This is a genomic window from Pseudomonas sp. 8(2025), assembly GCF_052665325.1.
Map to the genome: position 1 here is coordinate 387,312 of NZ_JBQOIE010000002.1, position 26,350 is coordinate 413,661.

The window sequence follows — 26,350 nt, forward strand, 5'->3', positions numbered from 1 at the left end:
CGGTTCCCGACGGCCCTTGGAGCCGCCGGAAAAGCCCGGGCTACAGGGCCGCGTCGATTTTCCCGGCGGCCTCTTCACTGACCCATGGGTGCCAGACTTCAGGATGTTCCTTGAGAAAGAGTTTCGCCAGTTTCGGCGACTCGATGCGCTCGCGGCTCATGCGCGCCAGATTCTGGTTGAGCAGGTCGATCGGCAGGTTGACCTTTTCCAGTACCGCCACCAGCTCCGGGGCCTCGTCGTGGAAGACTCTGGACAAGCCGACCTTGATGCTCACGCTCTTGTCGACGCCAGGTTTCTCATCGAGCTTGACCAGGTCCACCTGGCCCATCAGCGGGGTCGGCGACCAGTAGTAGAAGAGGATCGGCTCGCCGCGCTTGTAGCTCGACAGTACCGCCGCATCCAGGGCCGGGCCGGTGCCCGGGCGGAAGTTGGTGTAGCTGCTTTCCAGGCCGTAGCTCTTGAGCATCTCGCTGTTGTCCAGCTCGCAGGTCCAGCCCGCCGGGCAGTTGTAGAAACGCCCCTTGCTCGGTTCTTCCGGGTCCTTGAACACGCTGGCGTACTTGCCCAGGTCGGCAATGTTCTTCAGGTCCGGGGCCTTGGCTTCGAGCTTGCGCTTGGCGTCGCCTTCGATCACGTAGCGCGGGACGTACCAGCCTTCGACAGCACCCACCACCGGCGCGCCGACGCCCACCACCTTGCCGGCCTTCTCGGCCTTGTTCCACACCTCGCTGCGGCCCACCCACTCTTCGGCGAAGATCTGGATGTCATTGCTGCCCAGAGCGTTTTCCATGGTGATGGAGTTGCCCGGCAGGCTGTCGGTCTTGCAGCCGTAGCCCTTCTCCAGGACCAGCTGCAGCACGTCGGTCAGCAACATGCCGCTTTCCCAGTTCAGGCCGGCGAACTTCACCGCCTTGCCCGACTCGCACCAGCCCGCGGCCTGGGCGCCGGAAGCGGCCAGCAGGCCCATGGACAGCAACGTGGTCAGCAGGGTCTTATGCATTTTCATTGTGTGACGCTCCTAATCATGAGTTGGCTTACGGCAGTTAAGAGGCATCCAGCCCTGTCCACGTCCAATCAAGACTCATACCGCTGCAGCGCGGGTGGTCCCACTCGTTTTTTGTTCGGTGGGCGCGCCCTGCTCTACTGGCAGGATCAGGTGCTCGGGCACCGCGCCATGCCACTTCTTCGCACAGGCGTAGTACAACGCCGCGGGCACCACCAGGCCGATGATCCAGGAGATGTCGGTATCTCCGAGGCTCGCCACCAGGGGGCCGGTGTAGAAGTGGGTGGAAATGAACGGCATCTGAATCAGCACGCCGAACACATAGATACTGATGCCCATGACATTCCAGCGACCGTAGCGACCGTCCGGATTGGACAGCGCGGGGATGTCATAGCGCTCCTTGGTAATGCAGTAGAAATCCACCAGGTTGATCGCACTCCAGGGCGTGAAGAACGCCAGCAGGAACAGGATGAAGGCGGAGAAATCCTTGAGGAACGAATCCTTGCCCAACAGTGCCAGGGTGGCGGCAAGCGAGACCATGATGAAGATGTAGAACAGGCGCACACCGCTGCCGATATGCCGGCTGCCGCGAAAGCCGCTGATGATGGTGGCGATCGACATGAAGCTGCCGTAGGCATTCAGCGTGGTCACCGTGACCTTGCCGAAGGCCACGGCGAAATACAGCAGGCCGGCGACGATACCGGTACCGCCGAGGCTGACGATGAACGACACCTCGTGGTGGGCGAACTGGGACCCGGCCAGGGCCGCCGCGAAGACCCCGAAGACCATCGCGGCCTGGGCCCCGATCACCGAACCCAGGCCTACGGCCCAGAAGGTTTTCGCCGCCGAGGTGCTGCGCGGCAGGTAGCGCGAGTAGTCCGCCACATAAGGGCCGAAGGCGATCTGCCAGGAGGCCGACAGCGATACCGCCAGCAGGAAGCTGGCCAGGGAAAAATGCTTGTTGCCGAGCAGGGCCGCGATGTCGTTGCCTGCCAGCAGCTTGTAGAACAGGTAGATGAAGGCCACCACGCCAAGCACGCTGGCGATCCGCCCGATGCCGTGGATGACCCGGTAGCCGAAAATGGTGAAGACCATGATCGAGCCGGCGAACAGCAGGATGCCGGCCCAGTCTTCGACGTGCAGCAGTTGCGCCACCGCCTGCCCCGCCAGCAGCGAACCGCTGGCGGAAAAGCCGACGTACATCAGGCACACCAGCACCAGGGGAATCACCGCACCGTACACGCCGAACTGCACGCGGCTGGAGATCATCTGCGGCAGCCCCAGTTGCGGGCCCTGGGCGGCATGCAGGGCCATGACCCCGCCCCCCAGCAACTGACCGACCAGCAAGCCGATCAGCGACCAGAACACATCACCGCCCAGGACCACTGCCAGGGCGCCGGTGACAATGGCGGTGATCTGCAGGTTGGCGCCCAACCACAGGGTGAATTGACTCAAGAGACGACCGTGTCTTTCCGCTTCCGGGATGTAGTCGATCGAACGCCTTTCGATCAACGGTTTGTTGCTTGCACGATCATTCGCTAAAGCCATGGACGTCGAACCTCTAGTGGGCACTGCAGACGATTTCCCCTGTAGGAGCGAGCGGGCTCGCGAGGCGGTGTGCCTGATGCACCGCGGTGCATGCTTGGCCAGCAAGCTGGCTCCTACAGAGAGCGGTGGTTACTTGCCGGTGATCATCGGCAGATTCAGGCCCTGTTCCTTGGCGCAATCGATGGCGATCTGGTAGCCGGCATCGGCGTGACGCATCACCCCGGTGGCCGGGTCGTTGTGCAGCACCCGGGCAATACGCTCGGCCGCTTCATCGGTGCCGTCGCAGACGATCACCATCCCCGAATGCTGGGAGAAGCCCATGCCGACGCCGCCGCCGTGGTGCAGGGAAACCCAGGTCGCGCCACTGGCGGTGTTCAACAGGGCATTGAGCAGCGGCCAGTCGGACACGGCATCGGAACCGTCCTGCATGGATTCGGTTTCACGGTTCGGGCTGGCCACGGAACCGGAGTCCAGGTGGTCGCGACCGATGACGATCGGTGCCGACAGCTCGCCGCTGCGGACCATTTCGTTGAAGGCCAGGCCGAGCTTGGCGCGCAGGCCCAGGCCAACCCAGCAGATCCGTGCCGGCAAGCCCTGGAAGCTGATGCGCTCGCGCGCCATGTCCAGCCAGTTGTGCAGGTGGGCGTCGTCGGGGATCAGTTCCTTGACCTTGGCGTCGGTCTTGTAGATGTCCTGCGGATCGCCGGACAGCGCCGCCCAGCGGAACGGGCCGATGCCACGGCAGAACAGCGGACGGATATAGGCCGGGACGAAGCCGGGGAAATCGAAAGCGTTTTCCACGCCCTCTTCCTGGGCCATCTGGCGGATGTTGTTGCCGTAGTCGAAGGTCGGAACCCCCATTTTCTGGAAGTCCAGCATGGCTTGGACGTGCACGGCCATGGACTGCTTGGCCGCCTTGATCACCGCCGCCGGCTCGGTCTGGGCGCGGTCACGGTACTGCTCCCAGGTCCAGCCCTTGGGCAGGTAGCCGTTCAGCGGGTCGTGGGCGCTGGTCTGGTCGGTGACCATGTCCGGGCGCACGCCGCGGCGTACCAGTTCCGGCAGGATCTCGGCAGCGTTGCCGCACAGGGCAATGGAGATGGCACGGCCTTCGGCGGTGTATTTCTTGATCCGCGCCAGGGCGTCGTCCAGGTCGGTGGCCTGCTCGTCGACGTAGCGGGTCTTGAGGCGGAAGTCGATGCTGGTCTGCTGGCACTCGATGTTCAGCGAGCAGGCTCCGGCCAGGGTCGCGGCCAGTGGCTGGGCACCGCCCATGCCGCCCAGACCCGCAGTCAGCACCCAACGGCCCTTGAGGTTGGAATCGTAATGCTGGCGGCCGGCTTCGACGAAGGTTTCATAGGTGCCCTGGACGATGCCCTGGCTGCCGATGTAGATCCAGCTGCCGGCGGTCATCTGGCCGTACATGGCCAGGCCCTTGGCATCCAGTTCGTTGAAGTGCTCCCAACTGGCCCAGTGCGGCACCAGATTGGAGTTGGCGATCAGTACCCGCGGGGCGTTGCTGTGGGTCTTGAACACGCCCACCGGCTTGCCGGACTGCACCAGCAGGGTTTCGTCGTCGTTCAGATGAGTCAGGGCCTCGACGATCTTGTCGTAGCACTCCCAGTTGCGCGCCGCGCGGCCGATGCCGCCGTACACCACCAGCTCCTTGGGGTTCTCGGCAACTTCCGGGTCGAGGTTGTTCATCAGCATGCGCAGCGGCGCTTCGGTCAGCCAGCTCTTGGCGGTCAGCTTGTTGCCGCGTGCAGCACGGATTTCGACGTTACGGTATTTAGTTGGCTTGCTGTCGGTCACGGAAAAACTCCTCGGCGATGAGTCCAAGGTGCGAAGAGGATTCCATCGACTCTTACGCACACATATTTACTTGTACATACAAGCATATGCAATCAAGCGGCCAACTCCCTTGAGATCATTCTCATAAACCTGACGAACACATCGCAGGCCTTGTAGAACGGGGCTCTCAACCAAAGATAAATTTTCAGCGAAGGTTTTTTGCCACGCGCGCGGCTGTTACCAGGATGGGCTTTTGCGCCGAGCTGGGGCGTTCGGTAACAAATGAGTGCGCGCAAGAAACAACAGGCGCGCCGGCGCAGGCACGCAGGACCCCGCACGAAGCCGAGGGCAACCAAGCACGAATAAAGAAAGGAGGTTTGCAGCATCCGCAGGCCGTATCCCGGCCTGCGGCAAGACGCGATGAATCAGCGGGCGGTGAGTTCGATCACGCAGCACAGCCCGTCCAGGGCGACTTCCAGCAGCCCGCGATTGCCTTCCAGGCGCAGGCAGTCATAACGCCCCAGTGCTTGCACCGGTGCGCTACCGGTATCCACCCAGGCTTGCTCGGCAGCACTGAACAGCAACAAGGTGTGCGCCTGGGTGAAAAACCGCTGCTGGCCATCGAGCCACTGCAAACGGGCGACGTAGCGCTGTGGGCAATAGATCAGGTTGAAGTCGCGGATCGCCCCCTCCAGCAGTGTGCAATCGACCTGGCTGGCGCCGCTGAAGGCAAAGGCGTCCAGAGGCAACAGCGGCCGCACATCCTCGCCATCGATGGTCAGTTGCATGCCCGCGCCCTGGAGCACGGTGATGACCCGCTGGTAACCGGCAAAACTGGAAAACCCGCCGGACTCGGCGATATCGGCAATCGACAGGCGCCAGCCGAAACCGTCCAGGCCGTCACCGGTATCCCGGGCAATCTCTTCGGTGCTGCCTCCACCGTTTTTCCAGGGCATGCGTGGGTAGTCGGCGGCACGCAGATGGGTGAGCTGGATCATTTGTGAAAGCGCCCTTCCAGACGATGACGGGAACCGGGGTGGATCAGCCGCGCGGCGGTCACCGGCTGGCGCCCGGACCAGGTGCGACGGCGAATCAGCAGGCAAGGCTCGCCCCGTTCGATCTGCAGCAGCCGGCATTCTTCGGCTTCGGCGAGAATCGCCTCCACCACATGCTCGCCCTCGGTCAGGGGCGCGACCTGGGACAGATAGGCGTAGGGAGTCTGCAGGGTGAAGTCCTGCTTGAGGTACTCCGGCGCCACCAGGGCGTTGACGAAACGGTCCTCGATCTGCACCGGGATGTCGTTCTCGAAATGCACGATCAGCGAGTGGAAGACCTTCTGCCCTTCACGCATGTCCAGGGCCAGGGCACGCTCGGAACCGGCGGCCTCCTCGCCCAGGGTGATCACCTGGCAAGTGTGGCGATGACCGCGGGACGCGATCTCGTCGGCAATGTTGTGCACTTCGAACAGGGCGGACTGGCTCTTGGGTTCGGCGACGAACGTGCCCACGCCCTGCATCCGCACCAGCATGCCTTCGGCCGTCATCTCGCGCAGCGCGCGGTTGATGGTCATGCGGCTGAAACCCAGCTGATTGACCAGCTCGCTTTCCGAGGGAACACGGTAGTGCGGCGGCCAGTTTCCGCTCTCGATCTGCTGGGTGATCATCTGTTTGACGCGGGCGTACAAGGGCGCCGGACTATCGCCCAAGTGGGCAGCCAGCGGCGATTTGGCAGGCGGAGTCGGCACAGGAAATCCTTGTTGATCGATAAAGGTGGCTAGCTTGCCGGAGTTTACCGGGCAGGCAAACGTCTGTATATGTATATACAAATAACAAACGATAGGGTGCTTGAACCATGTCCGCCTTTTTCGCCGAACGTGCACTGCTGCCTGATGGCTGGGCCAACCATGTACGCCTTGAAGTCAGCGCTAACGGCCAACTGACACAGATCCAGGCCAACGCCAGCGCAGACGGCGCGGAACGGCTCAAGGGCCCGCTGCTGCCGGGCATGCCCAACCTGCACTCCCATGCATTCCAGCGGGCCATGGCCGGGCTGGCGGAAGTGGCCGGCAACCCCAATGACAGCTTCTGGACCTGGCGCGACCTGATGTACCGCCTGGTGGGCAAGATCAATCCCGAGCAGTTGGAAGTCATCGCCCGGCAGCTGTATATCGAAATGCTCAAGGCCGGCTACACCTCGGTAGCTGAATTCCACTACGTGCATCACGACAGCGACGGCAAGCCCTACGCCGACCCCGCCGAACTGTCCCGACGCATCAGCCAGGCCGCCGCCGGCAGCGGTATCGGCCTGACCCTGCTGCCAGTGCTCTACAGCCACGCAGGCTTTGGTGGCCAGGCACCGAATGACGGCCAGCGCCGCTTCATCAACAGCACGGAAAACTACCTCAAGCTGCAACAGCACTTGCAGCCGCTGCTGGCGCAGCAGGCCAACCAGCAACTGGGCCTGTGCTTTCACTCGTTGCGAGCGGTCACGCCACAGCAGATCAGCGAAGTGCTGGCTGCCAGTGATCGCCATTGCCCGGTGCATATCCACATCGCCGAGCAGCAGAAGGAAGTCGACGACTGCCTGAGCTGGAGCGGCCGGCGTCCATTGCAGTGGCTGTATGAAAACGTCGCGGTGGATCAGCGCTGGTGCCTGGTCCACGCCACCCACGCCAACCCCGAGGAAGTCAGCCTCATGGCCAGAAGCCGGGCCATCGCCGGCCTGTGCCTGACCACCGAGGCCAACCTGGGCGACGGTATTTTCCCGGCGGTGGACTTCCTGGCCCAGGGCGGGCGCCTGGGCATCGGCTCCGACAGCCATGTGTCCTTGAGCGTGGTGGAAGAACTGCGCTGGCTGGAGTACGGCCAGCGCCTGCGGGACCAGCGCCGCAACCGCCTGTACCGCGCCGACCAGCCCATGGTCGGCCGGACCCTGTACGACGCCGCGCTGGATGGCGGTGCCCAGGCCCTGGGACAAGGCATTGGCGCCCTGGCCGTGGGTACCCGCGCCGACTGGCTGGTGCTGGATGGCAACGACCCCTACCTGGCCACCGCCGACGGCGACGGGATTCTCAACCGCTGGCTGTTCGCCGGCGGCGACCGTCAGGTGCGCGATGTGATGGTGGGTGGGCAGTGGGTCGTGCGCGACGGGCGTCACGCCGCCGAAGAAGACAGCAGCCGGGCCTTCACCCAGGTCCTGCGTGACCTGCTCAACTAACCCCGACCTGTAGGAGCCGGCTGGCCGGCGAAAGCATTCTCACGAGCGCCTTCGCCGGCCAGCCGGCTCCTGCGGATGAGCTTATTTCGAGGTCTTGGCCATGGCCGAGTCCGACACCCGCCAGATCAGCCGCGTGGTGTCATACCCCTGCTGGCGAGCCTTGCTCAGCAGCTCCTCGCGCACCGTTTCGTTGACCTCCTTGGTCCGCGACAGCAGCCACAGGTAACGGCGGTTCGGGTTGCCGACAATCGCGGTCTTGTAGTCATCGCTGACGTACAACACCCAGTAGTCGCCCTTGGTAGCGCCCGGCAGCAGCCGCGAGAACCAGTTATCGAACTCCACCCACAGCTTGTCGGTCTTGCCCGGCACTTGAGGCGTGGCCGTACCACGGGCCTCTTCCCATTTCCATTCCGGCGTCAGGCAGCGATTGAGCACCGCCACGTTGCCCTCCGGCAGCAGGGTATAGCGAGCCTCGGATTGCGCACAGTTGCGCTGGAAGTACATGGGCAACCGCGCCAGCTCGTACCAGGTGCCCTGATAACGCTTGAGATCGACGTGGTTGACGGTCTTGGGCGCCAGCGAATCGTCCCGGGACGTGGCGCAGCCGGCCAAGAGCAGGCCGACCAGAAGAGTGACAGCAAAACGCATCATTATTTTTCTCCCGTGGGCCCGAAGCCCCGGTTTTTACTTCAGGCCTTGCCCGGAAAACATCAGAACCTTGTCACCGGCGTACTGCACGCTGATAAAGCTGTTCTTGTCGCCCCAGGTGCAGCTGGACATGCCCAGCGCGCCCGAACAGTCAGTCGGCTTGCCCAGGAGTTGTTCGACCTCGGCCTTGGGCATACCCGCCGACAGCTTGGAATAGTTTTCCTGATTGACCTTGCTGCACGCGGCCAGCAGCACGCAGAACGACAACAGAGCGAGAGAACGCAGGGACATGGTGAACTCCTGGACAAAAGGGGGAAGGCCTGTCAGCCAACCAGAAGCTTAGAAGAGAAAACCCCCTTCTGGTTCCCCGGGGCGACGGGTATTTCTTGCCTGGCAAACCGGGCAATTGCCTCGTAAATCAAGGACCTTTTTGCCGCACCTGACAGTTCGTCGGCTTTGTGCATCTGTCCCTCATTTTCCGTGGTGGCCAGTCGACATAAGATGCAGCGCAAAGCCCTCCACTGTGGCAAATTGACGCCCCTCGTTGACCAGCCCCTCGCGGTAGTTCATTTAATGACCAGAAATATGAAATTCAGCCACAAGATCCTGCTTGCCGCCGCCCTTGTGGTTGCCGTTGCGTTCGCCTGTTTTATTCTGTTCAACGACTATCGACAGCGAGAGGCCCTGCGCAGCAGCACCGAAGCCTCGATGCAGGAACTGGGCAGCCTGACCACCAGCAACATCCAGACCTGGCTGGAGAGCCGCATCCAGCTCCTGCAATCCCTGGCCCAGCAGATCGCCGTGGACGGCAGCGGCGCCGATAGCCTGAAACGCAGCGTCGGCCTGCCCGCCTACACCGGCAACTTCCAGCTCAGCTACTTCGGGGGCCAGGACGGCGTGATGTTCTCGGTACCGGCCGGCAACCGCGCCGCCGATTACGACCCCCGTGCCCGCGGCTGGTACAAGGCAGCCACCGGCGCCCAGCGGACCATCGTCACCGAACCCTACATCGCCGCCTCGTCGGGCAAGCTGGTGATCACCGTCGCCACCCCGGTACAGCACCAGAACCAGATGATCGGCGTGGCCGGTGCCGACATCGACCTGTCGAGCGTCAGCGCCATCATCAACTCACTGAACTTCGGCGGCCACGGCCATGCCTTCATCGTCAGTGCCGAGGGCAAGATCCTCATCCACCCTGACAGCAAGCTGGTGCTCAAGAACCTGAGCGAGGCCTACCCCAACGCAGCGCCGAACGTCAGCCCGGGCCTGAAAGAAGTACAGCAGGGCGGCAAGACCCAGTTCATTTCCTTCACCCACGTCAATGGCGTGCCCTCGGCCGACTGGTACGTGGCCCTGGTCCTGGACCAGGACACCGCCTTCGCCATGCTCAGCGAGTTCCGCACCTCGGCCATCATCGCCATGGCCATTGCCGTGGTGATCATCATCAGCCTGCTGGGCATGCTGATCCGCATGCTGATGCAGCCCCTGCACCTGATGGGCCGGGCCATGCACGATATCGCCGAAGGTGAAGGCGACCTGACCAAACGCCTGGTGATCCACGGCCACGACGAATTCGGCACCCTGGGAGTGTCGTTCAACCGTTTCGTCGAACGCATCCACAGCTCGATCCGCGAAGTGTCCTCGGCCACCGGCCAGGTCAACGAAGTGGCCCTGCGGGTCGTGGCTGCCTCCAATTCGTCGATGTTCAACTCCGACCAGCAGGCCTCGCGCACCAGCAGCGTGGCCGCAGCCATCAACCAGCTGGGCGCCGCCGCCCAGGAAATCGCCCAGAACGCAGCCCTGGCCTCGCAGCACTCCAGCGACGCCCGCAGCCTGGCGGAAGACGGCCAGCAGGTAGTGGACAAGACCATCGCCGCGATGCACCAGCTGTCGGCCAAGATCAGCAGCTCCTGCGACAACATCGAAACCCTCAACAGCAGCACGGTGAACATCGGCCAGATTCTGGAAGTGATCACCAGCATCTCCCAGCAGACCAACCTGCTGGCCCTCAACGCCGCCATCGAAGCCGCCCGCGCCGGTGAAGCCGGGCGCGGCTTCGCAGTGGTAGCGGACGAAGTGCGCAACCTCGCCCACCGCACCCAGGATTCGGCGCAGCAAGTGCAGAAGATGATCGAGGAACTGCAGGTAGGCGCCCGTGAAGCGGTGGGCACCATGACCAAAAGCCAGCGCGAGAGCGAGAACAGCGTGGGCATTGCCAACCAGGCCGGCGAGCGCCTGGGCAGCGTGACCCAGCGCATCGGCGAGATCGACGGCATGAACCAGTCGGTGGCCACCGCCACCGAGGAGCAGACCGCCGTGGTGGAGTCGATCAACGTCGACATCACCGAGATCAACACCCTCAACCAGGAAGGCGTGGAAAACCTCCAGGCCACCTTGCGCGCCTGCGCCGACCTGGAGCAGCAGGCCAAGCGCCTGCAGCATCTGGTGGGCAGTTTCCGTATTTAAAGGAACAGCTTCGCCGGCTTGCCGGCGAAAGCGCTCTTAAAAACGCGAACCGGGCTCGCGCAGGAAAGCCAGTTCCTCGGCCGTGGATTCGCGGCCCAGGATGGCATTGCGATGGGGGAAGCGCCCAAAGCGGGCAATGACTTTCTGGTGCCGTTCGGCGTAGTCCAGGTTGTCGGCAAACACTGCACGCTCGTCCGCTGGCTGCTCATCGTGCAGGGCGGTAAAGCGTGAAACGCTCTCGTTCTGCACCGCCAGGTTTTCGCAGTGCTCGAACACCAGGTAGATGAAGCAACGCTGCATGGCCGGCAGGCGCCGGTCAAAATCCGCGGCGATACCCTGGGCCACCAGTGCCTGGGCACGCAGGTCGCCGGCAAATGCCTTGGGAGTGTCGCGATAGATCATCCGTGGCAGTTGGTCGAGCAACAGCACCATGGCCAGCCAACCTTGGGGGCTTTGCGCCCATTCGGTCAAACCGCCAGCCAGGGCCTGCTCCACCAGGCCGGCGAAACGCTGACGCGCTTCGAGGTCCTGGCTGTCGCGCTTGCCAAACCACAACCGGCCCTTGGCAGCGACAATCTCCGCCGGCTTTTCGGCTGAACCGAACCACCAATCAAGCAGAGGCTGCCAGGGCGCGCTCATGATTTATTCCTTGTGGTAGCCGGTCACGCGGGCCACTTCTTCCTTCGAGCCGAGGAACACCGCCACACGCTGGTGCAGGCCTTCAGGCTGAATGTCGAGAATGCGCTTGTGACCATCGGTGGACGCGCCGCCGGCCTGTTCCACCAGGAACGACATCGGGTTGGCTTCGTACATCAGGCGCAGCTTGCCCGGTTTTTCCGGCTCGCGGCTGTCACGTGGGTACATGAACAGGCCGCCACGGGTCAGGATACGGTGCACGTCAGCCACCATCGCCGCGACCCAGCGCATGTTGTAGTTCTTTTTCAGCGGGCCGGTGTCGCCCGCCAGCAGTTCTTCCACGTAGCGCTTGACCGGGGCTTCCCAGTGACGCTCGTTGGACATGTTGATGGCGAATTCCTGGGTGGATTCCGGAATCTTGATGTCTTCGTGGGTCAGGACGAAGCTGCCCATTTCGCGGTCCAGGGTGAAGCCTTTGACGCCGTCGCCCAGGGTCAGCACCAGCATGGTCTGCGGGCCGTAGATGGCGTAACCGGCGGCGACCTGCTGGGTGCCCGGCTGCAGGAAGGCCTTTTCATTCAGGGCTTCGTTCTGGCTCAGGTACTCGTTCGGGCAGCGCAGTACCGAGAAAATGGTGCCGACCGGTGCGTTGATATCGATGTTCGAGGAGCCGTCCAGCGGGTCGAATACCAGCAGGTAGGCGCCTTTGGGGTACTTGCCCGGAATCTGGTAGGCATTGTCCATTTCCTCGGACGCCATGCCGGCCAGGTGGCCGCCCCATTCGTTGGCTTCGAGCAGGATCTCGTTGGAGATCACGTCGAGCTTCTTCTGCACTTCGCCCTGCACGTTTTCCGTGCCCATGCTGCCCAGGACACCGCCCAGGGCGCCCTTGGAAACGGCGTGGCTGATCTCCTTGCAAGCACGCGCCACCACTTCGATCAGGAAGCGCAGATCGGCAGGAGTGTTGTTGCTGCGGGTCTGCTCAATCAAATAGCGACTCAGGGTAACGCGGGACATGGAAGGCTCCGGAGGAATGGGGGGCTAAAAACCCGCGCAGTTTAACGCGAGTCGAGGCGCATTTCCTCCTCTCAGACAGGGAACCGCCAGTTAGAGTTCAGGCGCCGGTTTCAGCGTAGTCAAAAACCCCGGGCACGATGGACCTTGGTGGCGAGGGAGCTTGGTCCCTCGCCACACCTGCCCGCCTCAGGCCGCGGGTTTGCGCAACATGCTGAAGGCCATGCCGGCCAGGGCCAGCACCCCGAGAAGCAATACGGCCCACAGGCCGATCTTCTTCCAGTCCGGCCCGCCTGCCGCCACGGCAGCGGCAGGAGCGACAGTGGCCGAGGCCAGTTGCGCCGCGCCCTCGACCTTGGCCTGGCCCAACTGCTTGAGGCGTTGCGCACTGTAGTCGGGGATCAGGGTCGCCAGCGGCAGGTTGGCCGCGCTCGCGGTGGGGTTGCCCAGGGCCAGGGTGTAAGGGCCGGCTCCCCGAGCCAGGAACACCAGTTGGGTGCCACGCACGGCGAACTCCAGGCTCGGGGCCTCGGCGCCCAGGCCGCCACCACGTTCATCCACCACCAGCCTGAGTTGCTGCACGGTCTGCCCCGGCAGTTGCAGTTCGTTCTGCTGTACGTCCTGGCCATTCTGGGTCAGGCGGTACAGCAGGCCATTGCCCAGTGGCTGCCACGGCAGGCTGCTTTCTCGGCGCCCATAAAGCGTGGCCGGAGCCAGGCTGTTGGCCTGGGTCAGGGCAATGCGCACCCGTTCCAGGTTCAAACCCATGGGCAACTGCCAGGTGTACTCGCCGGCCTTGGCACTGCTGCCTCCCAGGGGCTGCGACCACACCAGCGGCGAGGGCAGGCTGCTGGTGGTACTGCTTTGCAATTGCGCCGAAGTCAGCACCGGCGCCGTTTGCGGGGTGTTCCACAAGAGGCGCAGGTAGCGCGCCGTCTGCCCGGGCAAGGCCACTTCATGCTGTTCGACCCGTTCGTCGGCGAACGACAGGCGCGCCACCTGGCCTTCGCCCCAGGGCTGCCAGTGCTGCAGGTCGTCGCTGGCTTCGATGCTGAACCGCTGGAAGCCGTCGCGTTCGCTGGTCCAGTCCAGCACCAGTTGCTGCAACGGTGCCTTGATTGCGCTGGCATCCAGCAACCAGCCACGCAGGACCTCCTCGCCGGCCTCCAGTTGAGTGGAGGGCTGAACCTCCACCAGCGTGCCATTGGTGGTGGATTGCACCCGCACGCTGGGGGTGCTGTCGGCGGCATCTGCCGAGCTGTACAACGGGAACCACTTCACATCGCTGAGCGTGTGCTGCTCGGTGGTCTGCGCCTGCTGGCGCGCCAGGGCATAGGCCTGGGGCTCACCGGCAGCGTTGAACACACGGATATCCCGCAGGTCGGTCTGGCTGGCGTGCAGTTGCACCGCCAACGGCAGTTCCAGGCGATACCAGGGCCCCTCGCCGCTCAGGCTCAGGGGTGCCAGGGACTTGAAGTCCCCCGGTTTGTCCTGGGCCACGGCGGACAACGCCACACACAGGCCCACAGCCCCCAACCAGCCCAGGCTCAGCTTCGCACTCACGATGACACTCCTTCATTCAACGGTTTGCCGGGCTCGGCTTGCGCCTCGGCGCGCTTGGGCGGCAATGGGGCGAAATAGCCCACCACCAGCAGCAATACTCCCACCCCGATGAACGAGACGATCCGCGCCAGCCCGCCACGGTTGCTCAACTCCACCAGGAACAGCTTGGCCACCACCACGGCAATCAGCACTGCGCCGATCAGCCAGACTTCACGGCGATGACGCAGGTGGCCGCCGATCATCAGGCTCAGGGCAATCAGGGTCCAGACGATGGACAGCCCGGCCTGGACCATCATCGATTCCAGCAACGCATCCGCCTGGAACGGCACGCCGCTCCAATGGTGGGCCGCCCGCATCACCAGCACGGTGAAGAAGGCGAACAGCGACAGCCCCGCCACCAGTTGCGTGGCACGCTCGGCGTAGTCGGCACGGATCGCCAGTTCCCGCACCGCGCTGCGCGACCAGACATAGACGCCGAACAGCGCGAACAGCAGCCCCAGTTCCAGCGGGTTGAGCAGCGGCAGGTAAGGCAGTGGTTCGGCCCGGCCATCGCTGAAGATATTCGCCAGCCAGAACCAGCCGAGCATCAGCACCGCCAGGGGCAGCGCGGCATACAGGCGGTACTCGCGGGAGTGGGCAGAAACCGGCCACGGCCAGGCGCGCGGCGCGGCCATCGCCACCAGGTACAGGCTCGGCAGGATCGCCCAGCCCAGCCAGCGCCAGGCGTTGTACTGCTCGGACAACAGCAGCAGGCCATAACGCAGCTCCAGCGCCAGCACGCCGATCAGCAACCAGCAGCCCAGCACATGGGCAATGCTCGCCACCCGTGCCGGCAGCTGCGACGCGAGGCGCCGCTGGCTGAAGAAGTGCACGGCGAACAACAGGGCCCAGGCCAGCCAGCCGAAATCCGCCGCCGGGTGATAGCGCGGAGCCCAGGAAGCCAGGAGCACCAGGCCCGCGGCTGGTATCAACAGGCTGCACAACAGGCCCAGGGACGACCATTTCAAACGTACCGCCAGCAGCGCCCAGAGCAACACGCTAGCCGCGCTGATCAGCAACAGCAGGCTGGCCTGCCAATGGGCCGGGGCGAAGCGCAGCACTTCCTTGAGCCAGGTAAAGGCCCACCAGCAGGCGCCCCAGGCCAGCAACAGATCGGACAGATGGCCCAGGCTCAAGGTATCGAAGGCCGAACCATGGTTGCCCCGCTGCAGGCGCCAGGCGCCCACCAGGGCCGCCAGGGCCAGGACCATCGGCGTCCAGAAATCGCCATTGGCCAGAGGCCGCGCAGCGTCCGCCGCCACGAAATACCAACCCGACCCGGCCAGCAGGAAAGTGCTGCCGCCAATCACCTGGAGCACCAGGCCGAAGACAAAGCTGGCCCGCTGCTGCAGATACAGGCTGAGCCAGATGATCAGCAGGCCACTGGCGGCCCAGACGCCACTTGCCGTGCTCCAGGGCAGGACGAACAGCACCGCCAGGTTGATCATCATCAGGCCGGCCAGCAGTACCAGGGACAAGCCCCGCAGCAGCCGCGGATCACTGCGCACCATGTCATTGCGGGCTGCCAGGAGCATGCCGCCGATCAGCGCCAGGCCAATCAGCGAAGCGCTCATCAGCCCGCTCCAGCCGGCGTTGAACACCGCACCGGCATCGCCGTCCGCACCTTGCAGGCGCATCAGGAACAGCGCACCGCCCAACAGCTGCACGGCGAAGGCGGTGAACAGGAACGTCCGCGATTGCAGGCGCAGGCCGACAAACAGCGTCGCCAACCCGGCCACCGCCCAGCTGATGGCGGTGCCCTGGGTGAACAGGAACAACGGCGCCAGCAGGTACAGGAAAGCCAGCCCGGCCACCGCCAGGATCGGCGCAATGCCCTGCTCCCAGCTCGCTACCTGGGTCTTCTGCGCCCGCCGCAACTGGTCGAAGCTGAACAGCAGCGCGACGCCCAGCAGCAACGCCCCCAGCGGCGCGCCATCCAGCAGGCTGGTAGCGCCAGGCTGCAGCTTACTGAGGAAGGCCAGGGCCGACCCCAGTTGCAGCAGCAGGGCGAACGCCCGGGCCAGCGGCCGTTGCTGGCGCAGGCCGAGCCAGAAGATTCCCGCCCCTTCCACGGCCCAGGCAGCGCAGGTCCAGCGCGCATCCAGGCCTAGAGGGATCGCCAGGCTGGCGAAGATCACGCCCAGGGCCAGGCAGGTTTCACCCAGCAACAGGGCGCGGCCGCCCATCAGTAGCCGGGCCAGGACCATGTAGGTCAGGCCCAGGGCCAGGGCACTGAAGGAAGCGGCGAACTCCAGGTGCTGGACCAGCGCCAGTTGCAGGCCGAAGCCCACCAGGGGCGGGCCGAAGAGCATGCTGCCGTCGACGTAGTCACCCTTGCGCGCAGACCAGTGCAGCAGCGCCTGGCGGCTGTCATCCGCCGGTGCGTCGGGCATTTCCAGCAGCTTGCGCCGGGTGAACAGCAGGCCGATGGCCAGGTACATGACAAAGAACAGGATCAGGAAGGGCTCGGTGCTCCACAGCAGCTCCGGCGTGTAGGAGCGCAGGCCCCAGGCAAAGCCGATACCGAAGGTGCCGACAAAGCCGATCAGGTTCAGCAGGCGCCAGGCCTTGAACCAGGCAATGGCCAGGATGCCTGCATTGAGCAGGGCGAAGTAACTGAACAGTGCCACATGGCTGCCGGCGCCGGTGGACGTCAGGATCGGTGCGGCAAAGCCGCCCAGGGCTGCAGCGGCCGCCAGACTGAGGGCGTCCTGGGTAATGGCCAGGATCGCCGAAAACACGGTGACCGCCACCAACAGGCCAAGGGCCGCGGAAGGGTCGAGCAACGGATGCAGGCGCATCGCCGCGAACACCGTCAGGTACAGCACGGCGATACCGGTGCCCTGGAGCATCAGGGCGTAGCTGCTGTTGCGCCGCCGCAACCACCAGCCCAGGCCCAGCAGGCCCAGGGAACAGGCCGCAACCCCGGCGTAGCGCAGCTCCAGCGGCACCACCATGCCTTCGGTGGCGTAGCGCAGAAGGAAAGCCAGGCCAAGGAACAACAGCACCACGCCGACCCGCAGCACGGTGTTGCCGCCAAACAGCCAGGTGCGCGCGCCGCTCAGGGCACGCTCGATCAGGTTGGGTTCCCGAGGCGCAGCTACGGACTCACGGGCCGGCGCCTGGGGCTGGGGTTGCCACACCGACTCCGGCACCGGCTGGCTGGCCTCCACGGAGGCGGCAGGGCTCGCTGCCGCGGGCAACTCCCAGACCAGCTCGGGGGCAGCCGGCGCCGGCTCCACGGGCTGGACTTCCTCAAGAATGAATTCGGGAAGGTCTGCAAGTTCCGGCGCGGCGCTCATGCCGCTGCCTGCCTCGGCCAGCGGGGCGCTGGCCTGGGGTTCTGAGGCGGGCTCGGCAGCGGGGCCGCCGGTGCTTTCCAGCAGGGCAAGGCGCTGGCCCAGGGTAGCGAGGGCCTTCTTCGCCTTCTCCAGCTCACGATGCTGGTCGACAACTTGTCGATGCAAGGCGTCGGAACGAATCGCCAGGCCGATGGCCAAGCCCGAGACCGCGCCAATCAGGGCGTCGCTGAAGGACTCGTCAAGGAGCCAGCCCAGTCCCCCTCCCAGCAGCATGAATATCCATTGCATGTGTCGATATCCCTAAGCAGTCCATTGACGGACGGGGGCAACCGTATGGGTGCCCGCGCCGGTAAACCGGTAAAGGCCCCTCCCCGCTTGGAAGCCGGACACCAGCCAAAAGACACCGCCGGGGAGGCAAAACGCTGCCCAGTATATCGGCAAGGCCCAACAAACGCTGGGCCTTGTACACACTTCTAGAATTTTCTCAGGGGCCTCATTCCAGGGCCTTCCAGATCTCCGTAGCGTATTCACGGATGGTCCGGTCCGAAGAGAACCAGCCCATGCGCGCAGTGTTGAGCACTGCCGAACGCCACCATTCCTTGGAGTCGTGCCAGCGCTCCTCGACCCGAGCCTGGGCGTTCCAGTAAGCGTCGAAATCGGCGCAGACCAGGAACCGGTCGTAATCGATCAGCGAATCGATCAGCGCGGTATAGCGCGACGGATCGTCCGGGGAGAACACCCCGCCGCGAATCGCCTGCAGCACATCGTTCAGCCGATGGGAGGCGGCGATGTCCGGCACCGCGCTGAACTCGCCATTGCGTTTGCGCGCCTCCACCTGCTGGGCACTGAGGCCGAAGATGAACATGTGCTCCGCGCCGACCTGCTCGCACATCTCCACGTTGGCGCCGTCCAGGGTGCCGATGGTCAACGCGCCATTGAGGCCGAACTTCATGTTGCTGGTGCCCGAGGCCTCGAACCCGGCGGTGGAGATCTGCTCCGACAGGTCGGCGGCAGGAATGATGCTTTCCGCCAGGCTGACGTTGTAGTTGGGCAGGAACACCACCTTGAGCAAGCCGCGCACCGTGGGGTCATTGTTCACCGTACGGGCGATGTCGTTGGTCAGCTTGATAATCAGCTTGGCCTGGTGATAGCTGGCGGCAGCCTTGCCGGCGAAGATCTTCACCCGCGGCACCCAGTCGGTTTCCGGCTCGGCGCGGATCGCCTGGTACAACGCCACGGTATGCAGCAGGTTGAGCAACTGGCGCTTGTATTCGTGGATGCGCTTGACCTGCACATCGAACATTGCCGCCGGGTTGATCGCGATTCCCAGGCGCTCATGGATGATCGCCGCGAGGGCGCGCTTGCTGTGCAGGCGCTGCTCGGCGAATTGTTTGCGAAAGGCCGGTTTCTCGGCAAAGGGTTCGAGCCCCCTGAGCAGTTCCTCGGGGCTGTCCAGCAGCTCGGGGCCCAGGGCCTCCACCAGCATTTCAGTGAGTTGCGGGTTGGCCTGGTACAGCCAGCGGCGGAAGGTGATGCCGTTGGTCTTGTTGTTGATGCGCTCGGGGTACAGCTTGTGCAGCTCGGAGAACACCGTGCTGCGCATCAACTGGGTGTGCAGCCCGGACACGCCGTTGACGCTGTGGGAGCCGAGAAACGCCAGGTTGCCCATGCGCACCCGGCGGCCGTTGTCTTCCTCGATCAGCGACACCGCCCGCAGCACGTCGAAATCGTGCAGGCCCTTGGCCCGCAGCGAGTCGATGTGCTGGGCGTTGATCAGGTAGATGATCTGCATGTGCCGCGGCAGCATGCGCTCCATCAGGCCCACCGGCCAGGTTTCCAGGGCCTCGGGCAGCAAGGTGTGGTTGGTGTAGGAGAGGGTTTCCACGGTGATCTGCCACGCCGCGTCCCAGGCGATGCCGTGCAGGTCGACCAGTTGGCGCATCAGCTCGGCCACGGCGATCGACGGGTGGGTGTCATTGAGCTGGATCGCCGCGTGCTCGCCGAGGCTGAGCACCGAGTCGTGCATGTTCTTGTGGCGGCGCAGCAGGTCCTGCAGCGACGCCGAGACGAAGAAATATTCCTGGCGCAGGCGCAGCTCCTGGCCGGCCTCGGTGCTGTCGGCCGGGTACAGCACCCGGGAAATGCTCTCGGCCCGGGCCACTTCGGCTACCGCGCCCAGGTGGTCACCGGCATTGAAGCGCTCCAGGTGCAGGTCTTCCATGGCCCGTGCCCGCCACAGGCGCAAGGTGTTGACGCTGGCCCCGCGCCAGCCCACCACCGGGGTGTCGTAGGCCACCGCGCGCACCGTTTCCGCCGGCCACCAGACCTGCCGGGTGTTGCCCGCCTCGTCGGTCACGGTGTCGACACTGCCGCCAAAGCCGATGGAGTAGATCACCTCGGGGCGCTCGAACTCCCAGGGGTTGCCGAAATCCAGCCAGTGCTCAGTCTGCTCCTGCTGCCAGCCATCGACGATGGCCTGGCGGAACAGGCCGTGTTCGTAGCGGATGCCGTAGCCGTGGCCGGCGATGCCCAGGGTCGACATGCTTTCCATGAAGCATGCAGCCAGGCGCCCCAGGCCACCGTTGCCCAAGGCCGCATCGGGCTCCAGCAGGCGAATGCGCTCCAGGTCCACCCCCAGGTCGGTGAGGGCCTCGCGGGCCACCTCCAGCAGCCCGAGGTTGCTCAGGCTGTCGAACAGCAGGCGGCCGATAAGGAACTCCAGGGACAGGTAGTACACCCGCTTCTGGCCCTTGCGGTAGATCTGCCGCGTGTGATCCATCCAGTGGTCGACCATGTGGTCCCGCGCGGCCAGGGCAATGGCTTCGAACCAGTCGTGGTCGAAGGCGTGATCCGGGTCTTTGCCTACCGCGTAGGTGAGTTTGGTCAAGACGGCTTCGCGAAAAGCGGCCACCTCAGCGTCGCGAACAAGGGGTTCCTGAGTCATCGATACGACCTCTGACGAGATACACAGTGAGCATGGAATTGTCTGAGCCTAGTCGGTCTGACACGAGGCGAAGGCTCTGGTTCGGCGCTATTTCAAATGGCTCGGCTAAACAGGGAGTCTTCTGCGCCAGCGGGAGAAAAGGATGCAGTTGCCGTGCCGCCAGGTATTGTTCGGCGCCACATGAAGAAAAATCCGACCTAAAGTCGTTCAAAAATCCACCAGTCCCGGTATGATCGCGCGCCCTGGAACACCTGCCGGAAATGACCTTGATGAAGTCCAACCTGATCGCCGCCGCGGAAATCGATCGTCTCGATACCTGGGCCAAGTACACCGCCCCCATGTGCGGCTCCTGCATGTCCAGCTGCTGCACACTGCCGGTGGAAGTGAAGATCAAGGACCTGATCCGCATCGGCATCGTCGATGAATTCGAACGCGGCGAGCCGGCGAAGAACATCGCCAAGCGCCTGCAGAAGGAAGGCATCGTCGAGCGCTACAACCAGAAGTCGGAAATCTTCACCCTGCAGCGCATGAGCAACAACGACTGCCTGTATCTGGATCGTAAAAGCCGCCTGTGCACCATTTATGACAAGCGCCCGGACACCTGCCGCAACCATCCGAAGATCGGCCCGCGCCCCGGTTACTGCGCCTACAAGCCCAAGCCCCAGGTGCGCCCGACCAATACCAGCAGCCGGACCCTGGAACGTTTCTGAGCCCCGGCCTGCGCCTGCAACCCTGTTCCCCATGTAACCCTGCCGCCCTGTAGCCGCTGCCGAGCCTTGGCGAGGCTGCGAACGGCTGCAAAGCCGCCGCAGTACGGGCCACTGCAGAGTTTCAGATACACCGTTTTACGACCGCTACGCGGTCGAGCGCAGCCTCGCAGGCTCGGCAGCGGCTACAGGACCCGAGCTTTTTCACAGATCAAAAAAAACGCCCCCGGCCGCAAGGCCGGGGGCGTTTTCATTCAGCCGGAACTAAAGACTCAGTTCTTGGCTTTCTTGGCAGCGCGAGTACGCTCGCCTTCGTCCAGGATCTTCTTGCGAAGACGGATGGACTTAGGCGTCACTTCACACAGCTCGTCGTCCTGGATGAATTCCAGAGCCTGTTCCAGGGTGAAACGGACCGGTGGAACCAGGGCGATGGTTTCGTCCTTGCCCGAAGCACGCATGTTGTCGAGCTTCTTGCCTTTGGTTGGGTTCACACCCAGGTCGTTGTCACGGCTGTTCAGACCAACGATCTGACCGTTGTAGATTTCCTGGCCGTGCTCGACGAACAGCTTGCCGCGCGCCTGCAGGGTTTCCAGGGAGTAGGTCAGGGCCTTGCCGGTTTCTACCGATACCAGTACGCCGTTCTGACGGCCGGACATGTGGCCGGACTTCATCGGAGCGTAGCGATCGAAGATCGAGGTCAGGATGCCTGCACCGTTGGTCAGGGTCAGGAACTGGTTACGGAAACCGATCAGACCACGGGCTGGAATGTTGTATTCCAGGCGTACACGGCCCTTGCCATCCGGAACCATGTTGCTCAGGTCGCCCTTACGCAGGCCCATTTCTTCCATGACCTTGCCCTGGGAATCTTCAGGGATGTCGATGGTGACGTTTTCGAACGGTTCCTGCTTCACGCCGTCAACTTCACGAATGATCACTTCAGGACGGCCAACGCCCATTTCGAAACCTTCGCGACGCATGGTTTCGATCAGTACCGACAGGTGCAGCTCACCACGGCCGGAAACCTTGAACTTGTCGGCCGAGTCGCCTTCTTCGACACGCAGAGCAACGTTGTACAGCAGCTCCTTGTCCAGACGCTCCTTGATGTTACGGGAGGTCACGAACTTGCCTTCTTTACCGCAGAATGGCGAGTCGTTGACCTGGAAGGTCATGGAAACGGTTGGCTCGTCGACGGTCAGCGGCTTCATCGCTTCAACAGCGGTCGGGTCGCACAGGGTGTCGGAGATGAACAGCTCGTCGAAACCGCTGATGCAGACGATGTCGCCGGCAGCGGCTTCTTCAACGTCTACGCGGTGCAGACCGTGGTGGCCCATCAGCTTGAGGATACGACCGTTGCGGCGCTTGCCGTCGACGTCGATGGCCACTACCGGGGTGTTGGGCTTGACGCGACCGCGAGCGATACGGCCAACGCCGATCACACCCAGGAAGCTGTTGTAGTCCAGAGCGGAGATCTGCATCTGGAACGGACCGTCACGGTCAACGCTTGGCGCTGGCACGTTGTCGACGATCGACTGGTAAAGCGGGGTCATGTCTTCGGCCATTTCGGTGTGGTCCAGACCGGCGATGCCGTTCAGGGCCGAGGCGTAGACGACTTTGAAGTCCAGCTGTTCTTCGGTGGCGCCCAGGTTGTCGAACAGGTCGAAGATCTGGTCCAGAACCCAGTCAGGACGCGCGCCCGGGCGGTCGACCTTGTTGATCACCACGATTGGACGCAGGCCGGCTTCGAAAGCCTTCTTGGTCACGAAACGGGTTTGCGGCATAGGGCCGTCTTGAGCGTCGACCAGCAGCAGCACGGAGTCGACCATGGACATTACGCGCTCAACTTCGCCGCCGAAGTCGGCGTGGCCCGGGGTGTCCACGATGTTGATGTGGTAGCCGTTCCAGTTGATGGCGGTGTTTTTCGCCAGGATGGTAATGCCGCGCTCTTTTTCCTGGTCGTTGGAGTCCATCACGCGCTCGTCGTTGAGCTCGTTGCGTTCCAGGGTGCCGGATTGACGCAGGAGTTTGTCTACCAGGGTGGTCTTACCATGGTCAACGTGGGCAATGATGGCGATGTTGCGTAGATTTTCGATCACTTGTGTATCTCGATCAGAGGATTCGGTGTGCTGACAAATGCTGGCAGCGATTAACAATAGATTCAGGCCTGGCCGTTACAGCTGGACGGCGGCGTCGGGGGGCCGGTGACGCAAGCCACAGGCGAACATCCCCGGGCACTTAGCTCGGTCTATAAACGCGCACATTGGCATGTCCCTCACTGAGCAGATGGTGAGCATGCAGGCGACTCATGACGCCTTTGTCGCAATACAGCAGGTACTGGCGCGTAGGGTCCAGTTCCTTGAAGCGGGCGTTCAATGCATAGAACGGCAGCGCTTTTACTTCGATGCCCGCGAGCTCCAGCGGCTGGTCTTCCTCGGCATCCGGATGACGGATGTCGATGACGATCTGACCGGCCAGCGCCTCACTGACTTCTTCAATCTGTACATCCTGGCCCAACTCGTCGATCACCCGATCGATCGGCACCAGTTTGGCCCGCTCGATCGCACGCTCGAGCACCGCCATATCGAATTCTTTCTCTTCATGCTCGACGCGATGGCGCTTGGCATGGGTCTTGGGGTTCACCGAGATGACCCCGCAGTACTCCGGCATGTGCTTGGCGAAGTCGGCGGTGCCGATCTCCACGGCCAGGTCGATGATGTCCTGCTTGTGGCTGGCGATCAGGGGGCGCAGTACCAGTTTCTCGGTCACGCAGTCGATCACCGACAGGTTCGGCAGGGTCTGGCTGGACACCTGGGAAATCGCCTCGCCGGTCACCAGCGCGTCGATGTGCAGGCGGTCGGCGATGCTCGACGCGGCACGCAACATCATACGCTTCAAAATGACGCCCATATGACTGTTGTCGACTTTACCGAGGATTTCCCCGAGCACTTCCTCGAACGGCACGCTGACGAACAGCACGCGCTGGGAGCTGCCGTACTTCTTCCATATATAGTGCGCGACTTCCATCACGCCCAGTTCATGGGCACGCCCGCCCAGGTTGAAGAAGCAGAAATGCCCCATCAGGCCGCGGCGCATGATCTGGTACGCCGCCACCGTGGAATCGAAACCGCCGGACATCAGGACCAGGGTCTGTTCCAGGGCGCCCAGCGGGTAGCCGCCGATGCCGTTGTGCTGGCTGTGGATCACGAACAACCGTTGGTCGCGAATTTCCATCCGCACTTCGATTTCAGGCTCTTTCAGGGAAATTCCGGCGGCACCGCACTGCCGACGCAGTTGGCTGCCGACGTATTTTTCCACGTCCATGGAGCTGAATTCATGCTTGCCGGCACGCTTGCAGCGCACGGCAAAAACCTTCCCCGGGAGGGCTTCGCCAAAGTGCTGCTTGCACTTGGCGACGATGTCGTCGAAGTCGCCCAGAGGGTACTCGTCGACCTGCAGGAAATGCGCGATGCCGGGCATGCAGCTCAGGCGCTCGGTCATGTCCTTCAGGGCCTTGGGCTCGCTGACGGCGGTTTCCAGCTCGAGGTTGTCCCACACACCATTGACCACCACGGCCGGGTCCAGGTCGCGGAGCACGGCACGGATGTTCTTCGCCAACTGACGGATGAAACGCGTCCGAACCGGGCGGCTCTTGATGGTGATTTCCGGGAAAACTTTAACGATTAGTTTCATGAAAACAGCGCGCGCTGGGCCAGCCGAAAAAGGGGGGCGCGGATTATAGCGGAAATTGCTCAAGGTTTAACCAGTTTATGTGCAGAAGGTTTTCGATGCACCAAAACGGGTCATTTATTGGCAAAGACGCTACATTGCAGTGCGCCGAATGCCGGCATTCAACCCAATACGTCGCAGAAAGCGTGATTTTGGGGCAGAAAACCCATCTCGGGGCACTGGCATGCAATTTGCTCCCTTGTGAGGCAGGTTGCCATGGCAGAGTATTCGCGCCGGCATCACCCACATTCTAAGGGCACTCCAACACCAAGCCCGAAGCCACCCGGAGGACACTATGTCGAAGTCGGTTCAACTCATCAAAGATCATGACGTCAAATGGATTGATCTGCGCTTCACTGACACCAAGGGCACTCAACATCACGTGACCATGCCGGCTCGTGATGCGCTGGATGAAGACTTCTTCGAAGCTGGCAAGATGTTCGACGGCTCCTCCATCGCTGGCTGGAAAGGCATCGAAGCCTCCGACATGATCCTGATGCCGGACGACGAAACCGCCGTACTGGACCCGTTCACCGAAGAACCGACCCTGATCCTGGTGTGCGACATCATCGAACCTTCGAGCATGCAGGGTTACGATCGTGACCCACGTGCCATCGCCAAGCGCGCCGAAGAGCACCTGAAAGCCACCGGTATCGGCGACACCGTATTCGCCGGCCCAGAGCCAGAGTTCTTCATCTTCGACCAGGTGAAATTCAAGTCCGACATCTCCGGCTCCATGTTCAAGATCTACTCCGAACAAGGTTCGTGGATGTCCGACCAGGACATCGAAGGCGGTAACAAGGGCCACCGTCCAGGCGTCAAGGGCGGCTACTTCCCGGTTCCACCGTTCGACCACGACCACGAAATCCGTACCTCCATGTGCAACGCACTGGAAGAAATGGGCCTGACCGTCGAAGTTCACCACCACGAAGTGGCGACTGCCGGCCAGAACGAAATCGGCGTCAAGTTCAACACCCTGGTGAAGAAGGCCGACGAAACCCAGACCCTGAAGTACGTGGTGCACAACGTGGCTGACGCCTACGGCCGCACTGCCACCTTCATGCCCAAGCCTCTGTACGGCGACAACGGCTCGGGCATGCACGTCCACATGTCGATCTGGAAAGACGGCAAGAACACCTTCGCAGGTGAAGGCTATGCCGGCCTGTCCGATACCGCCCTGTACTTCATCGGCGGCATCATCAAGCACGGTAAGGCCCTGAACGGCTTCACCAACCCGGCGACCAACTCCTACAAGCGTCTGGTGCCAGGCTTCGAAGCCCCGGTCATGCTGGCCTACTCGGCGCGCAACCGCTCCGCTTCGATCCGTATTCCTTACGTGTCGAGCCCTAAGGCCCGCCGTATCGAAGCCCGTTTCCCGGACCCGGCTGCCAACCCGTACCTGGCCTTCGCTGCCCTGCTGATGGCCGGCCTGGACGGCATCCAGAACAAGATCCACCCTGGCGACGCTGCTGACAAAAACCTGTACGACCTGCCGCCTGAAGAGGCCAAAGAGATCCCACAAGTTTGCGGCAGCCTGAAGGAAGCCCTGGAAGAGCTGGACAAAGGTCGTGCGTTCCTGACCAAAGGCGGCGTTTTCAGCGACGACTTCATCGACGCCTACATCGCCCTGAAAAGCGAAGAAGAAATCAAGGTACGTACCTTCGTACACCCACTGGAATACGAGCTGTACTACAGCTGCTGATCCGGTAACGCCGGCGCAAGCCGCGTGATCAAGAGGCCTCCTTCGGGA

General features: G+C 63.1%; 18 protein-coding genes and 1 pseudogene. 5 read left to right on the forward strand and 14 right to left on the reverse strand.

What is annotated here, in order from left to right; translation table 11 throughout:
* Nucleotides 1-40 precede the first annotated feature (40 nt).
* From ACUXVH_RS05625 to hutC, 5 genes are all read right to left on the reverse strand, one after another.
* The gene (locus tag ACUXVH_RS05625) at nucleotides 41-1,006 is read right to left on the reverse strand and encodes an ABC transporter substrate-binding protein (RefSeq protein WP_011058778.1); all 966 of its coding nucleotides are present in this window, start codon (nucleotides 1,004-1,006) and stop codon (nucleotides 41-43) included.
* A 75-nt stretch (nucleotides 1,007-1,081) separates the two neighbouring features.
* Nucleotides 1,082-2,551, reverse strand: a complete 1,470-nt coding sequence (locus ACUXVH_RS05630) for a purine-cytosine permease family protein (RefSeq protein WP_011058777.1) — start codon at nucleotides 2,549-2,551, stop codon at nucleotides 1,082-1,084.
* 129 nt (nucleotides 2,552-2,680) lie between these two features.
* Complete coding sequence (gene hutU / locus ACUXVH_RS05635; protein ID WP_011058776.1) at nucleotides 2,681-4,363, reverse strand: urocanate hydratase; 1,683 nt, start codon at nucleotides 4,361-4,363, stop codon at nucleotides 2,681-2,683.
* A 404-nt stretch (nucleotides 4,364-4,767) separates the two neighbouring features.
* The gene (locus ACUXVH_RS05640; protein ID WP_011058775.1) at nucleotides 4,768-5,340 is read right to left on the reverse strand and encodes a HutD/Ves family protein; all 573 of its coding nucleotides are present in this window, start codon (nucleotides 5,338-5,340) and stop codon (nucleotides 4,768-4,770) included.
* Complete coding sequence (hutC, locus tag ACUXVH_RS05645) at nucleotides 5,337-6,086, reverse strand: histidine utilization repressor (protein ID WP_011058774.1); 750 nt, start codon at nucleotides 6,084-6,086, stop codon at nucleotides 5,337-5,339. Before hutC ends, ACUXVH_RS05640 begins: the two co-directional genes overlap by 4 nt.
* A gap of 107 nt (nucleotides 6,087-6,193) precedes the next feature.
* On the opposite strand from hutC, the gene ACUXVH_RS05650 reads away from it, so the two are divergent.
* Nucleotides 6,194-7,558: a formimidoylglutamate deiminase gene (locus ACUXVH_RS05650; protein ID WP_011058773.1), complete on the forward strand. Its 1,365-nt coding sequence runs from the start codon at nucleotides 6,194-6,196 to the stop codon at nucleotides 7,556-7,558.
* An 81-nt stretch (nucleotides 7,559-7,639) separates the two neighbouring features.
* On the opposite strand, the gene ACUXVH_RS05655 is transcribed toward ACUXVH_RS05650, so the two are convergent.
* Both ACUXVH_RS05655 and ACUXVH_RS05660 read right to left on the reverse strand, forming a co-directional pair.
* Complete coding sequence (locus ACUXVH_RS05655; RefSeq protein WP_011058772.1) at nucleotides 7,640-8,209, reverse strand: lipocalin family protein; 570 nt, start codon at nucleotides 8,207-8,209, stop codon at nucleotides 7,640-7,642.
* Between the two features lie 33 nt (nucleotides 8,210-8,242).
* Nucleotides 8,243-8,497, reverse strand: a complete 255-nt coding sequence (locus ACUXVH_RS05660) for a hypothetical protein (RefSeq protein ID WP_011058771.1) — start codon at nucleotides 8,495-8,497, stop codon at nucleotides 8,243-8,245.
* A 294-nt stretch (nucleotides 8,498-8,791) separates the two neighbouring features.
* On the opposite strand from ACUXVH_RS05660, the pseudogene ACUXVH_RS05665 reads away from it, so the two are divergent.
* Both ACUXVH_RS05665 and ACUXVH_RS05670 read left to right on the forward strand, forming a co-directional pair.
* A pseudogene (locus ACUXVH_RS05665) lies at nucleotides 8,792-9,814 on the forward strand (HAMP domain-containing protein); the annotation flags it as partial.
* 93 nt (nucleotides 9,815-9,907) lie between these two features.
* Nucleotides 9,908-10,672: a methyl-accepting chemotaxis protein gene (locus ACUXVH_RS05670; RefSeq protein WP_370505885.1), complete on the forward strand. Its 765-nt coding sequence runs from the start codon at nucleotides 9,908-9,910 to the stop codon at nucleotides 10,670-10,672.
* A 36-nt stretch (nucleotides 10,673-10,708) separates the two neighbouring features.
* On the opposite strand, the gene ACUXVH_RS05675 is transcribed toward ACUXVH_RS05670, so the two are convergent.
* From ACUXVH_RS05675 to ACUXVH_RS05695, 5 genes are all read right to left on the reverse strand, one after another.
* Complete coding sequence (locus tag ACUXVH_RS05675; protein WP_011058769.1) at nucleotides 10,709-11,311, reverse strand: DUF924 family protein; 603 nt, start codon at nucleotides 11,309-11,311, stop codon at nucleotides 10,709-10,711.
* Between the two features lie 3 nt (nucleotides 11,312-11,314).
* A complete protein-coding gene (locus tag ACUXVH_RS05680) occupies nucleotides 11,315-12,325 on the reverse strand; it encodes a class 1 fructose-bisphosphatase (protein ID WP_011058768.1) in 1,011 nt (336 codons plus the stop codon).
* A 186-nt stretch (nucleotides 12,326-12,511) separates the two neighbouring features.
* Entirely contained in the window at nucleotides 12,512-13,885 is a 1,374-nt protein-coding gene (locus ACUXVH_RS05685; RefSeq protein WP_065364830.1) for a DUF3999 domain-containing protein, read from the reverse strand.
* Nucleotides 13,882-17,514, reverse strand: a complete 3,633-nt coding sequence (locus ACUXVH_RS05690) for a DUF2339 domain-containing protein (RefSeq protein WP_065364829.1) — start codon at nucleotides 17,512-17,514, stop codon at nucleotides 13,882-13,884. The genes ACUXVH_RS05685 and ACUXVH_RS05690 overlap by 4 nt, the downstream gene beginning before the upstream one ends.
* 205 nt (nucleotides 17,515-17,719) lie before the next feature.
* Nucleotides 17,720-20,170: a glycogen/starch/alpha-glucan phosphorylase gene (locus tag ACUXVH_RS05695; RefSeq protein ID WP_041115300.1), complete on the reverse strand. Its 2,451-nt coding sequence runs from the start codon at nucleotides 20,168-20,170 to the stop codon at nucleotides 17,720-17,722.
* Between the two features lie 269 nt (nucleotides 20,171-20,439).
* On the opposite strand from ACUXVH_RS05695, the gene ACUXVH_RS05700 reads away from it, so the two are divergent.
* The gene (locus ACUXVH_RS05700; protein WP_026020056.1) at nucleotides 20,440-20,880 is read left to right on the forward strand and encodes a YkgJ family cysteine cluster protein; all 441 of its coding nucleotides are present in this window, start codon (nucleotides 20,440-20,442) and stop codon (nucleotides 20,878-20,880) included.
* 269 nt (nucleotides 20,881-21,149) lie between these two features.
* Here ACUXVH_RS05700 and typA read toward each other — a convergent pair whose 3' ends face one another.
* Both typA and thiI read right to left on the reverse strand, forming a co-directional pair.
* The gene (typA, locus tag ACUXVH_RS05705) at nucleotides 21,150-22,970 is read right to left on the reverse strand and encodes a translational GTPase TypA (RefSeq protein WP_019093868.1); all 1,821 of its coding nucleotides are present in this window, start codon (nucleotides 22,968-22,970) and stop codon (nucleotides 21,150-21,152) included.
* A gap of 139 nt (nucleotides 22,971-23,109) precedes the next feature.
* Nucleotides 23,110-24,564, reverse strand: coding sequence for a tRNA uracil 4-sulfurtransferase ThiI (thiI, locus tag ACUXVH_RS05710; RefSeq protein WP_011058762.1), 1,455 nt, complete (start codon nucleotides 24,562-24,564; stop codon nucleotides 23,110-23,112).
* A 331-nt stretch (nucleotides 24,565-24,895) separates the two neighbouring features.
* On the opposite strand from thiI, the gene glnA reads away from it, so the two are divergent.
* A complete protein-coding gene (gene glnA / locus ACUXVH_RS05715; protein ID WP_011058761.1) occupies nucleotides 24,896-26,302 on the forward strand; it encodes a glutamate--ammonia ligase in 1,407 nt (468 codons plus the stop codon).
* The last annotated feature ends 48 nt before the right edge of the window (nucleotides 26,303-26,350 follow it).

What these genes read in the sequence shown, in the direction of transcription:
- ACUXVH_RS05695 (WP_041115300.1), bottom strand. Translation starts at nt 20,170, where the DNA reads ATGACTCAGGAACCCCTTGTTCGCGACGCTGAGGTGGCCGCTTTTCGC.
- ACUXVH_RS05640 (WP_011058775.1), bottom strand. Translation starts at nt 5,340, where the DNA reads ATGATCCAGCTCACCCATCTGCGTGCCGCCGACTACCCACGCATGCCC.
- ACUXVH_RS05630 (WP_011058777.1), bottom strand. Translation starts at nt 2,551, where the DNA reads ATGGCTTTAGCGAATGATCGTGCAAGCAACAAACCGTTGATCGAAAGG.
- ACUXVH_RS05670 (WP_370505885.1), top strand. Translation starts at nt 9,908, where the DNA reads ATGTTCAACTCCGACCAGCAGGCCTCGCGCACCAGCAGCGTGGCCGCA.
- ACUXVH_RS05690 (WP_065364829.1), bottom strand. Translation starts at nt 17,514, where the DNA reads ATGCAATGGATATTCATGCTGCTGGGAGGGGGACTGGGCTGGCTCCTT.
- ACUXVH_RS05675 (WP_011058769.1), bottom strand. Translation starts at nt 11,311, where the DNA reads ATGAGCGCGCCCTGGCAGCCTCTGCTTGATTGGTGGTTCGGTTCAGCC.
- ACUXVH_RS05700 (WP_026020056.1), top strand. Translation starts at nt 20,440, where the DNA reads ATGAAGTCCAACCTGATCGCCGCCGCGGAAATCGATCGTCTCGATACC.
- thiI (WP_011058762.1), bottom strand. Translation starts at nt 24,564, where the DNA reads ATGAAACTAATCGTTAAAGTTTTCCCGGAAATCACCATCAAGAGCCGC.
- glnA (WP_011058761.1), top strand. Translation starts at nt 24,896, where the DNA reads ATGTCGAAGTCGGTTCAACTCATCAAAGATCATGACGTCAAATGGATT.
- ACUXVH_RS05655 (WP_011058772.1), bottom strand. Translation starts at nt 8,209, where the DNA reads ATGATGCGTTTTGCTGTCACTCTTCTGGTCGGCCTGCTCTTGGCCGGC.
- ACUXVH_RS05680 (WP_011058768.1), bottom strand. Translation starts at nt 12,325, where the DNA reads ATGTCCCGCGTTACCCTGAGTCGCTATTTGATTGAGCAGACCCGCAGC.
- ACUXVH_RS05625 (WP_011058778.1), bottom strand. Translation starts at nt 1,006, where the DNA reads ATGAAAATGCATAAGACCCTGCTGACCACGTTGCTGTCCATGGGCCTG.
- ACUXVH_RS05650 (WP_011058773.1), top strand. Translation starts at nt 6,194, where the DNA reads ATGTCCGCCTTTTTCGCCGAACGTGCACTGCTGCCTGATGGCTGGGCC.
- ACUXVH_RS05660 (WP_011058771.1), bottom strand. Translation starts at nt 8,497, where the DNA reads ATGTCCCTGCGTTCTCTCGCTCTGTTGTCGTTCTGCGTGCTGCTGGCC.